Origin of the sequence: Curtobacterium sp. MCPF17_051 (assembly GCF_003234595.1) — a bacterium.
GTDB lineage: Bacteria > Actinomycetota > Actinomycetes > Actinomycetales > Microbacteriaceae > Curtobacterium > Curtobacterium flaccumfaciens.
The window spans coordinates 25542-37234 of the sequence record NZ_QKSE01000025.1 but is presented as its reverse complement, the minus strand read 5'-3'; the positions used below and the strand labels follow the sequence as shown (position 1 = coordinate 37234).

Sequence of the window (11693 nt, the reverse complement as noted above, 5' to 3'; positions counted from 1 at the left end):
ACCGTCGACTGCGGCCCTGCCAACCGACGGTCCTTGACCACTCGGCGACCGCGAGCGGGGTGTCCTGACCGCTCGCACGCTCCGACCGGAGGCCCGTGGCAGCCCCGCCCGGCGCCTCCCGCCCGTCGACCGTCGCCCGTCGACCGGCCGCGACTCGTCGCACGGGCACCGTCGACCGGTCACGAACCGTCGACTGCGACCCTGCCAACCGACAGTTCGCGACCACTCGGCGACCGCGAGCGGGGTGTCGTGACCACTCGGCGAACGCGCCGACCGGAGGCCCGTGGCAGCCCCGCCCTGCGCCTCCCGCCCGTCGACCGTCGGCCGTCGACCGGTCATGACTCGTCGCACGGGCGCCGTCGACCGGTCACGAACCGTCGACTGCGACCCTGCCAACCTAGGGTTCGCGACCACTCGGCGAACACGAGCGGGGTGTCGTGACCACTCGGCGAACGCGCCCACGACGCACTAGCGGACAGCGCCCCCGGCCACATCCGGCAGCCCCCGCAACCGACGCTCGGCCTGCCGCACCATGGGGATCGTCCCGAGGGACCTCAGGCGCGCCTGCAGCTCGGCAGCGGTGACCGCCCCGATCGCGAGCAGCCCGTGCACGGCCGTCGCCTCGGCCACCCCGAACGCACCGGCCGTCGGCCCCGGCGTCCGGAGCAGGTCGACCGCGGTCCGCGCCGGCAGCGTGACCCGCAGCCGCGACAGCTCGACGGTGTCGTCGACGTCGATGCGGACCTCCCGCAGGCGGACGTCCGGACCGACGTGCACGCGGACCTGCGGCGGGATGCAGGCCTCGAGCGGCGCCGGCGGCCGGGACACCGCACCCCAGATCCACGCGGCGGTCAGGGTGCAGGCGATCAGGCGCGCGTCCCGCAGGACCCATGCGGCAGCGGCGGCGCGCAACGACGGCGTCTGCGGTTCGGCAGGGGAGGCCCAGCACGGACCGACGGCGACCAGCTCGCCGGCCAGGACCGCCGCACGCAGCTCGGGATCCGGCCAGTCGTCACTGGTCAGCAGTCGCAGGCGGGGCACCCGCACATCCTGCCCGACCTGCGCGCGCGACCGACAGGCCTGTGGACAAGCGACGGACCGGCCGGGAGGCTCGTGGCGGGCCCGCACCGCGCCTCCAGGCGGTCGCCGGTCACGTCCACGGCGTGGGTCGCGTCCACGACGCACCCAGCCGACGGCCGCGCGCCGGATCGGACGCGGCCGGACGCGACGCGCGCGCTCAGCGCAGGACGTCGGCGCGGTGCACGAGCGCCGCGGCACCGATGAGCGGACCGTCCTGGGACAACCCGGTCGGCACGATCTGCACCTTCGTGACGAACCCGAACTCCACGCGCTCCGCCACGGCCTGCCGGGCGTACTCGAACAGGTCCGGCGTGACGTGCGAGAACCCGCCGCCGATGGCGACGATCTCGAGGTCGACCAGGCTCGTGGCGGCGGCGATGGCCTGCCCGAGGGCACGGCCGCTCCGCTGGACCGCGGCGACGGCGATCTCGTCGCCGGCGGCGTACGCGGCCGAGAGCTCCTCGCCGGTCGTGCCCGCGAAGCCCTGACGACGTGCCCAGGCCACGGTCTTCGGGCCGCTGGCGATCGCCTCGAGGCAACCGGTGCCCCCACAGGCGCATGGGTCGTCGTAGCCGCCGCACTCGACATGGCCGATGTGGCCGGCGTTGCCCGTCGGTCCGCTGACGGTGCGACCGTGCAGGATGAGCCCGCCGCCGACGCCGGTGGAGACGATCATCCCCATGACGTGCTCGTAGCCCTGGGCCGCGCCGACCCAGTGCTCGGCGAGGGTGATCGCCAGGCCGTCCATGCGGAGCGTCACCGGGACGTCGTCCGGCACGAGCGCCGCGATCCGGTCGCGCAGCGGGTGGCCACGCCAGACCGGCATGTTGAGCGGGGAGACGAGGCCGTGCTCCTCGTCGACGGGCCCGGCGGAACCGACGCCGACGCCCACGAGCGTCGCGTCGGCGGGCAGCGCGCCGAGCGCGGCCGTGACGACCTCGTCGACGGCGGCCTGCAGCTCGTCCGAGGTGCGCTGCGGCCCGGTGGGGCTCCGGAACCGGGTCGCCGGCAGGACGACGCCCTGGTCGGTGACGAGCGCGGCCTCGACCTTCGTGCCGCCGAGGTCGACGGCCAGGGCGAGGGCGGGGGACTGGGGTGCGGTGCTGGACATGCGCGCTCCGATGCGGCGGTCTGGAGGCACGGTGCGGGTCACCGACGCGTCGCCGCGTCCGGTGGGCACCGGCCTGGTCGTGGTGTGGTCGTGCTGGGTGGGACAGGTGGGCTGGACGCGTCGGCTCAGCCCGGTCGGCTCAGCCCGGTCGGCTCAGCCCGGTCGGTTCAGTAGGACGTCGTGTCGTCGCCGAGCGCCGACGCGGCGCCCGTCTCGGCGCGGTGCGCGACCTCGTCGAGGATGCGGGCCGAAGCGCTCGTGCCGATGCGGTTCGCGCCCGCCTCGACCATCTCGAGCAGGGTGTCGAGCCCGCGGACGCCGCCGGAGGCCTTCACGCCGGTGTCGGCACCGACCGTGCGGCGCATGAGGGCGATGTGCTCGGCCGTCGCGCCGCCGCCCGCGAACCCGGTCGAGGTCTTCACGAAGGCGGCGCCGGCGGTCTGTGCCGCACGCGACGCCGCGACGATCTCGTCGTCGGTCAGGAACGCGGTCTCGAGGATCACCTTGACGACGGTGTCGCCGGCGGCGTCGACGACCGCGCGCACGTCCTGCTCGACGCGCTGCCAGTCGCCCGACTTCGCGGCGCCGATGTTCTGCACCATGTCGAGCTCGAACGCGCCGTCGGCCAGGGCCTGCAGCGACTCGGCGACCTTCGCCGCGGTGGACGTGGTGCCGTGCGGGAAGCCGATCACGGTGCCGACGCCGACGCCGGTGCCCGTGAGGCGCTCGACGGCGTGGGCGACGTCGCTCGGACGGACGCAGACGCTGAAGACGCGGTGGGCGGCGGCTTCGTCGAGCTGGGCGTCGACGTCCGCGCGGGTGAGTTCGGGCTTCAGGATCGCGTGGTCGATGAGGCCGCGGACGGCATCGACGGTGACGGGGAAGGCTGCGTTGTCCACCCGGCAAGCCTACCCGTCAGGCGTGCCGCGTAGCGTGCAGGGCATGCAGGTCCTCGTCACCGGCGCCACCGGGTACATCGGTGGTCGTCTCGTCCCTCGTCTCCTCGAAGCCGGCCACTCCGTCCGGGTGTTCGTGCGCAATCCCCGGAAGCTCCAGGACGTCCCGTGGAGCAGTGAGGTCGACGTCGCGCAGGGCGACCTCCAGGACGCCGAGGCGGTGCGCGCCGCCGTCGACGGGATCGAGGCGGTCTACTACCTGGCCCACGCGATGGGGGCCGACGGCGACTTCGAGTCGGCCGAGCGCGAGGCCGCCGAGACCATGGCGCGCGAGGCGAAGGCGGCCGGCGTCAGCCGGTTCGTCTACCTGGGCGGGCTGCACCCGGACGGCGAGCTGTCGAAGCACCTCCGCAGCCGCAAGGAGGTGGGGGAGATCCTCCTCGGCTCGGGCGTGCCGACGGTGGCGTACCAGGCAGGGGTCGTAATCGGCTCGGGCAGCACCTCGTTCGAGATGATCCGGCACCTGACCGACGTCCTGCCGTGGATGCCCGCGCCGCGCTGGGTCCGCAACCACATCCAGCCGATCGCGGTCCGCGACGTCCTGTACTACCTGGTGGCCGCGCTCGACGTCCCCGCCGACGTCAACCGCACCTTCGACATCGGCGGCCCCGACGTCCTGCGGTACGGCCAGATGCTGAACGGCTACGCGGTCGAGGCGAAGCTGCCCCAGCGCCCGATCACGGTCCTGCCGGTGCTCACCCCGCGCCTCGCCGCACACTGGTTCAACGCCGTCACCCCGATCCCGCGCAAGCTCGCGACGCCGATCATCGAGTCGCTGCAGTTCGAGTGCGTGCAGCGCGAGCACGACATCGACGACGTCGTGCCGCAGCCCGAGGGCGGGCTCACCTCGTACCGTCGGGCCGTCCGCCTCGCGCTCAACAAGATGCGCGCCGGTCAGGTCCAGACGAGCTGGCGCAGCGCGACGCTCTCGAGCGCCTCGGCCGACCCGATGCCGAACGACCCCGACTGGGCCGGGCACACCGTCTACGTCGACGACCGGAAGCGGCACTCCAGTGCCTCCGCCGAGGACGTCTGGCGCGTCGTCGAGTCGATCGGCGGCGAGAACGGCTGGTACTCGTTCCCGCTCGCCTGGGTCGCCCGCGGCTGGATGGACAAGATCGCCGGCGGTGTCGGCCTGAACCGCGGGCGTCGTGACCAGCAGCGCCTGGAGCAGGGCGACGCGCTCGACTGGTGGCGCGTCGAACGGCTGGAGCGCGGCCGGTACCTGCGGCTCCGTGCCGAGTTCAAGTCGCCCGGCCGTGCGTGGCTCGAGATGACCGTCACACCGAACCCCGACGGCGGCAGCGACTACCACCAGCGGGCGATCTACTTCCCGCAGGGACTCGCCGGCCGGCTGTACTGGTACGGCATCCTGCCGTTCCACGGCATCATCTTCCCCGGTATGGTCGAGCGCATCACCGCCGCCGCCGAGCGGGAGTCCGACCACACCGAGTCGACGCAGCGCAACCGGACGCAGCAGACCGAGACCCCCGAGCCGGCGCACGAGGAGGCAGCATGACCGACGACCGCAGCCCCGTCCTCTTCCTGGGGGACAGCATCACCGAACAGGGTGACTGGGACACGTGGCTCCCCGACGAGCACACGCTGAACCAGGGCATCGGCGGCGACACGACCGACGGCGTCCTGACGCGCCTCGACGCCGTCGTCGCCGAACAGCCCGAGGTGATCGTGCTGCTCATCGGCACGAACGACTTCGGCAACCACCGCGCCAGCGCCGAGCACGTGGTCCGCAACGTCGAGACCATCCTGGTCACGCTCCGCCGCGAGCTGCCGGGCGTGCGTCTGCTGCTCGTGTCGATCCTGCCCCGGCAGGCCGAGTACGCCACGAAGATCGAGCAGGCCAACCGGCACCTCCGTCAGTTCGTCGCCACCTGCCACGCGCAGTACCTCGATGCCTGGCCCGCCCTGGCCGACGGCGACCACCTGGACGCCCGCTTCACCGAGGACGGCCTCCACCTGACCGAAGAGGGCTACCGCGCGCTGGTCGGGGAGCTGGTGCCGGCGCTCGAGCGCGTCCGCGACCTGCCACCGATGTCGCGGTCGATCCAGGCGATCGACCTCGACGGTTCCTCGGACTGATGGCCGCACGCAAGGGGCGACCCCCGGTGGGGTCGTCCCAGCACGGCGTGCCCGCAGGGTCCCCTCGACCCGCACCCGTCGCACCGGCCAACGGTGCCCGTGCCACGCCGCCCTTCACCCGCCCGGCACTGGCGCCGTCGATGATCGCGGCGGTCGTGCTGCTGGCCTGCGTCGCCATCGTCGACTCGTCGGGCTTCGTCTTCGCCCGCTGGGGCGTCACCGTGCTCGCGTTGATCGTGCTCGTCTTCAGCGTGCGCGGGAAGGTCTGGTGGGCCGCCCTGCTCATGGCCGCCGTCGTCGTCTGCTGGAACCCGCTCGTCACGGTGCCGATCCCCGGACAGGTGTGGGCGGCGCTGCAGCTGGTGGCCGCCGCGCTGTTCATCGTGGTGGGCATCGTCGTCAAGGTGCCCCGCGAGTCGGACGGACGGTAGGATCGGCAGGTCGGGTACAGGACCCGACCGCACGACCCGAAGGGCATGGATGAACGACGAGACCGAGCCGGTGACCGAGAGTCCTCTGCTGAACCCTCGACCGTCCTCCGGCGGTCTCGACCGATCCGACGTCGTCGTCCGCAAGGGGCGACTGACCCTGATCAACGGACACCTCACGCCGCAGCAGTCGATGATCGAGGACCTGCTGTTCCTCGACGACGCGCTCACCGAGGCTGACGTCGACCACCTGCTCATCCGGGGCAACGACCAGCGCCCGGTGATCGCCCTCGACGAGCGTGACCGCCAGCGCGCCGAGAGCGCCGTGATGTCCGCGGCCGTCAACGAGCCCTTCTACGCGAAGCCCCCGGGAAAGCCGGCCGTACTCGTGCAGGACGACGGACTCGGCTCCGTCGAAGAACCGGTGCTCCGCGTGTTCCGCCCACGGCTCGAACCTCTCGGACGTCTCCGCTACGGCGCCGAGACGAGTGTCCAGCTCGAGTTCTGGCGCGTCACCGACACCGAGGTCCTCGCTCCCGTCGAGAACGCCCTGATGCGTCGGAGCCTCCCGATCGACGAGTTCGTCCTCGTCGACATCGAACGCTACGGCCGCACCTGGCGCACCGTCGAGCACATGTTCGACGACCACGTCTCGGACATCCGCTTCCCGATCGACATCGTCTTCTCGTGGGTCGACGGCAACGCCATCGAGTACCAGCGCGCCCGCCAGGCCGCACAGTCGAACGCCGTCCTGGGCGAGGGCGACGACGCCCCGGCCCGGTTCCGCCAGATCGACGAGCTGAAGTACGCGCTCCGCTCGGTGCACACCTTCGCGCCGTGGATCCGCCAGATCTACATCGCGACGGACTCTCCGGCGCCGCACTGGCTCGCCGAGCACCCGAAGGTCCGCATCGTCCGCAGCGAGGAGTTCTTCGCCGACCCGTCCGTGCTGCCGACCCACAACTCGCAGGCCGTCGAGTCGCAGCTGCACCACATCCCGGGCATCAGCGAGCACTTCATCTACTCGAACGACGACATGTTCTTCGGGCGCCTGACCGACCCGTCGATGTTCTTCAGCCCCGGGTCGGTGACGAAGTTCATCCTCGCCACCACCCGCATCGGGCTCGGGTCGAACAACCCCGCACGCAGCGGTTTCGAGAACTCCGCCCGCGTGAACCGTCGCCTGCTGCAGCAGCGCTTCGGCGCGGTGACCACCCGGCACCTCGAGCACGCCCCGACGCCCCTGCGCGCCTCGATCATGACCGAGATGGAGCACGAGTTCGCCGACGAGTTCGCGTCGACGGCAGCCTCGCGCTTCCGTGCCGCGGACAACATCTCGGTGACGAACTCGCTGTACCACTACTACTCGCTGCTCACCGGTCGAGCCATCGTGCAGGAGACCGCCGACGTCCGCTACATCGACACCACGATGCAGTCGGGGCTCCGGTCGCTCGACGAGCTGCTGAAGAAGCGGAACGCCGACTTCTTCTGCCTCAACGACGGCAGCTTCCCGGAGGTCAGCGACGAGGAGCGCACGCAGCGCGTGACGGACTTCCTGGAGCGCTACTTCCCGTTCCCCGCGCCGTGGGAGCGCCCCAGCGCTTAGGACGCGCCAGCGTCCTGCTGGGGCGCTCCGGGCAAGCCTGCGAGCCCGGCGCCGGACCCCAGCCACCGGGTTCGGACCCTTCGCCGGCCTCAGCCGGCCTCAACCGGCCTCGACCGGTCACGACTCCCCGCCACCCACACGCCGAGCGGTCACAGGCCGTCGCCTGCGCCGCCAGCAAACGACGGAACGTGACCACGCGCCGCAGCACCGGCGGTGTGTCGCGACCACTCCGCGGGCCGGGAGGCGCGAGTCGGCCCCGCCACGGGCCTCCCGGCCGTCCGGCGTGCCGTCGGGACGTACCCCGGCGCGCGGTCAGGACACCCCGTTGGCTGCCCGCCGAGCGGTCACGAACTGTTGCTTGCGGCGCCGTCGGGCGACGGAACATGACCACTCGCCTCGGAGTGAAGGGGAGTCGTGACCGCACGCGCCCGCGCGGGGTGAGCAGCAGAGGTCGGGTCCGCATGACGGACGCGACCTCTCCTGCACTCGAAGTGCGCGGCGCTACCGGTGGACGGGGGAGACGGGCACCGAGTCGAGCGTGAACACCGGGATGCTCGAGGTGACCGGTGCCGGTTCGACGGCCGCGGGAATCGTCACGCCGTGCGCGGCGAGCTTCGCCTCGGTCTCGAGCGCGGAGACGGGCTGTCCGACGGTGGCGTAGTGCCCGATCGGCACCACCGAGTGGACGACGTTGCGCCCGTAGACGTGCACGAGGTTGAACGATTGCGCACCGTCACGGCCGCGAGTGCCGCCCTGGTACTCGGTCAGGTCCTGGGTGTAGCAGGTGGCGCTGGCGACGGACACCGGGATGCCGGCGAACACGGCACTGGTCGAGTAGTGCAGGTGACCGGCGATGATGGCGAGGACGTCGCTGCCCTCGACGACCTCGGCCAGGGCCTGCTGGTCGCGCAACTCGACGAGGACGGTGAGGTCTTGGACGCTCGGCACGGGCGGGTGGTGCATCGCCAGGATGGTGCCGTGCGGCGCAGCCTCGGACAGGACCTCGGCGAGCCAGTCGAGCTGCTCAGGGGAGACCTCGCCGTGGTGGTGACCCGGGACGCTCGTGTCGAGGGTGATCACGCGGAGACCGTTGACGTCGTAGACGAAGTCGACCGGGCGATCGGTGGGCTGCAGGCCGAAGAGCTCCTGACGGAACGCGCCGCGCTCGTCGTGGTTGCCCATCGCCCAGATGACCTGTGCACCGATGCGCTGCGCGGCCGGCTCGAGGATCTCGCGGACACGGGCGTACGCGCCCGGCTCGCCCTTGTCGGCCACGTCGCCGGTGACGACGATCGCTTCGGGACGCGTGCCCGACGCTTCGATGTCGGCGACGATCTGCGTGAGTCGAGCGGCGGAGTCGACATCGCCGTACAGGTCGCGGTCCCCGGAGACGAGGTGCGTGTCGCTGAGGTGGAGGAGGAAGTGGTTCGGCCTGGGGTGTTCGGCCGTCCGGCTGTCCATCGGGGTCTCATTCCGTTGGCGGATGCGTGGTGCAACACGTTGCCACACCGTCCTGGACGAGTCCAGCACGCGAGAGTGAACCAGCCGTGAACTGGGGGCGGCGTTTCGCGTTGTGGACGAAGAAACCCCCGCCACTCCGTGACGGGGGTTGCTTCGTGCGCTACCGATCAGTGATCGCCGGGGCCGACCTGGGGAGCCTGGTGGCCACCCTCGAGGTTCGGGCCGTGGTGCGCGGCGTGCGCTGCCTCGAGCTCTGCCTTCGAGACCGGCTCGATGCGGTCCTCGAAGAAGAAGCGGGAGACGCCGGCGCGTACCTTCTGCAGACCCGTGATCTTGCCCTTGGCGTTCGGGCGGATCATCAGCGGCTTGTACTCGTTGAACTGCAGGAGCTTCCAACGCTCGTACTCGTCGAGCTGCTCGTGCACCTCGATGTACTCGCCGTGGGGGAGCCGCACGATGCGGCCCGACTCGTAGCCGTGCAGGACGATCTCGCGGTCCTTCTTCTGCAGTGCGAGGCAAACACGCTTCGTGATCCAGAAGGCGACGAACGGACCGAGGACCGTCGTTGCCTGGATCACGTGGATCACGTGTTCGATCGACACCAGGAAGTGCGTCGCGATGATGTCCGACGAGGCTGCTGCCCAGAGGCTGGCGTAGAGCGTGATGCCAGCAGCACCGAACGCCGTGCGCGTCGGGGCGTTGCGCGGGCGGTCGAGGATGTGGTGCTCACGCTTGTCGCCCGTGACCCACGCCTCGATGAAGGGGTACAGCAGGATCGCCAGAATGAGCAGCACCAGGACCGCGATCGGCGCCAGGATGTTGAACGACACCGTGTAGCCGAACCACACGACCTCCCAGTGCGGCGGGACCAGTCGGAGCGCGCCGTCGGCGAAGCCGATGTACCAGTCGGGCTGGGTACCGGCGGACACCGGGGAGGGGTCGTACGGGCCGTAGTTCCAGATCGGGTTGATCGTGAACAGCGACGCGATGAGGGCCAGGATGCCCGCGACGATGAAGAAGAACCCACCGGCCTTCGCGGCGAACGCCGGGAGGATCGGGACACCGACGACGTTCTCGTTGGTCTTGCCCGGACCGGCGAACTGCGTGTGCTTGTTGATCACGACGAGCACGAGGTGGACACCGAGCACCGCGACGAGGATCGCCGGCAGCAGCAGGATGTGCAGCGTGTACAGGCGGCCGACGATGTCGGTCCCCGGGAACTCGCCACCGAACAGCAGGTAGGCGATCCAGACGCCGATGACCGGGACACCCTCGATCATGCCGACGATGATCCGCAGACCGTTTCCGGAGAGCAGGTCGTCGGGGAGCGAGTAGCCGGTGAAGCCCTCGGCCATGGCGAGGACCCAGAGCAGGAAGCCGAAGACCCAGTTGAGTTCACGCGGCTTGCGGAAGGCACCGGTGAAGAACACGCGGGCCATGTGCAGCATGATCGACGCCACGAACAGCAGGGCCGCCCAGTGGTGGACCTGACGGACGAAGAGCCCGCCGCGGATGTCGAACGAGATGTCGAGCGTGGACTGCAGGGCCGTCGACATCGCCACGCCCTTGAGCGGGACGTACGAGCCGTTGTAGACGACCTCGGTCATGGACGCCTGGAAGAAGAACGTCAGGAAGGTCCCGGAGAGCAGCACGACGACGAAGCTGTACAGCGCCACCTCGCCGAGCATGAAGCTCCAGTGGTCCGGGAAGATCTTGCGGCCGACTTCCTTGACGAGGCCCGAGATGCTGGTGCGCTCGTCGATGTAGTTGGCGACCCCGCCGATGATGCGGGATCCGCGCTCCGGCGCCGGCTTGTTCGTCGACGTGTTCGGTGCGGTGGTGGTGGTGCTGGTCATCAGCGTTCACGCTCCCAGAAGGACGGTCCGACCGGCTCGTGGAAGTCGCTCTGGGCAACCAGGTAGCCGTCGTCGTCGATCGCGATCGGAAGTTGGGGGAGGGGGCGTGCTGCCGGACCGAAGATGACCTCGCAGTTGTTCGAGACATCGAAGGTGGACTGGTGGCACGGGCACAGCAGGTGGTGCGTCTGCTGTTCGTAGAGCGCGACGGGGCAACCGACGTGGGTGCAGATCTTGGAGTACGCGACGATGCCGTCGTAGCCCCAGTTCTCGTGGCCCTTGGACGGGTTGAGGTCCTTCGGGTCGAGACGCATCAGGAGGACGGAGGCCTTCGCCTTCTCTTCCAGCATGTGCTCGGACTCGAGCATGCCCTCGGGGATGACGTGGAACACCGAACCGATGGTGACGTCCGAGGCCTTGATCGGCAGACCCGTCGGGTCCTTCGTCAGGCGCAGGCCCTGCTTCCAGAAGGTGTGGCGGAGCAGCTCGTTGGGGTCCTCGGCCGGAGCGAGGTCACGGACCAGGACGATGCCGGGGAGCGGGAACGCGGCCAGGGCACCGATCATCGAGTTGCGGATCAGCTTGCGACGGCTGAAGCCGGACTCCTTGTCGGCGAGCTGGAACGCCTCCACCGCCTTGGCGCGGGTGGCGTCGGTGCCGCGGGTGCCGTGACGGAGCTCGGTGATCTCACGGTCGACGACGAGGGACTTCGACCAGTAGACGGCGCCGAGGCCGAGGGCGAGGAGCGCGAGGGCGATCGACAGGCCCAAGAAGAGGTTCGCGGTGCGGACCGTCCCGAAGTCGCTCGGGTCGATCGGGAAGGCGACGTACGCCGCGATCGACAGGACGCTGCCGACGATCGACAGGTAGAAGTAGGCGGCGACCTGGCGCTCGGCCAGACGCTGCTTCTTCGGGTCGACGTCGGTGCGACGCGGGCGGTGCGGCGGCTCGCCCGGGTTCTCGAACGGGTCGACGGGGAGGACCGCGATCCCGGGGGAGGTGGTCGTGCCGTGCTTCTCGACAGCCGAGGACGAGTTCAGCGTCTCGTCGTCGTGCTCTGCCATGGTGTTCCCTTCAGTGTCGTTCGACACGGAC

General features: G+C 70.6%; 10 protein-coding genes. 4 read left to right on the top strand and 6 right to left on the bottom strand.

Features of this window, described 5'->3' with window-relative positions:
* Positions 1-468 precede the first annotated feature (468 nt).
* The 3 genes from DEJ35_RS16010 to deoC all read right to left on the bottom strand — a co-directional run bounded on the left by DEJ35_RS16010 (position 469) and on the right by deoC (position 3090).
* Positions 469-1041, bottom strand: a complete 573-nt coding sequence (locus DEJ35_RS16010) for a hypothetical protein (RefSeq protein ID WP_181435610.1) — start codon at positions 1039-1041, stop codon at positions 469-471.
* Positions 1042-1237: 196 nt separating this feature from the next.
* Positions 1238-2191: an ROK family protein gene (locus tag DEJ35_RS16005; RefSeq protein ID WP_110860105.1), complete on the bottom strand. Its 954-nt coding sequence runs from the start codon at positions 2189-2191 to the stop codon at positions 1238-1240.
* A 167-nt stretch (positions 2192-2358) separates the two neighbouring features.
* Positions 2359-3090 (bottom strand): deoxyribose-phosphate aldolase, encoded by a 732-nt coding sequence (gene deoC / locus DEJ35_RS16000; protein WP_083404120.1) that lies wholly within the window; start codon positions 3088-3090, stop codon positions 2359-2361.
* 43 nt (positions 3091-3133) lie between these two features.
* On the opposite strand from deoC, the gene DEJ35_RS15995 reads away from it, so the two are divergent.
* From DEJ35_RS15995 to DEJ35_RS15980, 4 genes are read left to right on the top strand one after another with little or no spacing between them, the layout of a single operon-like run.
* Complete coding sequence (locus DEJ35_RS15995) at positions 3134-4666, top strand: SDR family oxidoreductase (RefSeq protein WP_258369860.1); 1533 nt, start codon at positions 3134-3136, stop codon at positions 4664-4666.
* On the top strand, positions 4663-5247 hold the full coding sequence (locus DEJ35_RS15990; RefSeq protein ID WP_071244688.1) for a GDSL-type esterase/lipase family protein: 585 nt from the start codon (positions 4663-4665) through the stop codon (positions 5245-5247). Before DEJ35_RS15995 ends, DEJ35_RS15990 begins: the two co-directional genes overlap by 4 nt.
* On the top strand, positions 5247-5678 hold the full coding sequence (locus DEJ35_RS15985) for a DUF6804 family protein (RefSeq protein ID WP_111193147.1): 432 nt from the start codon (positions 5247-5249) through the stop codon (positions 5676-5678). The genes DEJ35_RS15990 and DEJ35_RS15985 overlap by 1 nt, the downstream gene beginning before the upstream one ends.
* 49 nt (positions 5679-5727) lie before the next feature.
* On the top strand, positions 5728-7281 hold the full coding sequence (locus DEJ35_RS15980) for a stealth conserved region 3 domain-containing protein (RefSeq protein ID WP_110860028.1): 1554 nt from the start codon (positions 5728-5730) through the stop codon (positions 7279-7281).
* A gap of 501 nt (positions 7282-7782) precedes the next feature.
* On the opposite strand, the gene DEJ35_RS15975 is transcribed toward DEJ35_RS15980, so the two are convergent.
* The 3 genes from DEJ35_RS15975 to DEJ35_RS15965 form a co-directional block, all read right to left on the bottom strand.
* Positions 7783-8742, bottom strand: a complete 960-nt coding sequence (locus DEJ35_RS15975; protein WP_110860030.1) for a phosphodiesterase — start codon at positions 8740-8742, stop codon at positions 7783-7785.
* Between the two features lie 167 nt (positions 8743-8909).
* On the bottom strand, positions 8910-10598 hold the full coding sequence (locus tag DEJ35_RS15970) for a ubiquinol-cytochrome c reductase cytochrome b subunit (RefSeq protein ID WP_110860032.1): 1689 nt from the start codon (positions 10596-10598) through the stop codon (positions 8910-8912).
* Positions 10598-11662: a ubiquinol-cytochrome c reductase iron-sulfur subunit gene (locus DEJ35_RS15965; RefSeq protein WP_027465615.1), complete on the bottom strand. Its 1065-nt coding sequence runs from the start codon at positions 11660-11662 to the stop codon at positions 10598-10600. Before DEJ35_RS15965 ends, DEJ35_RS15970 begins: the two co-directional genes overlap by 1 nt.
* Positions 11663-11693: the final 31 nt, after the last annotated feature.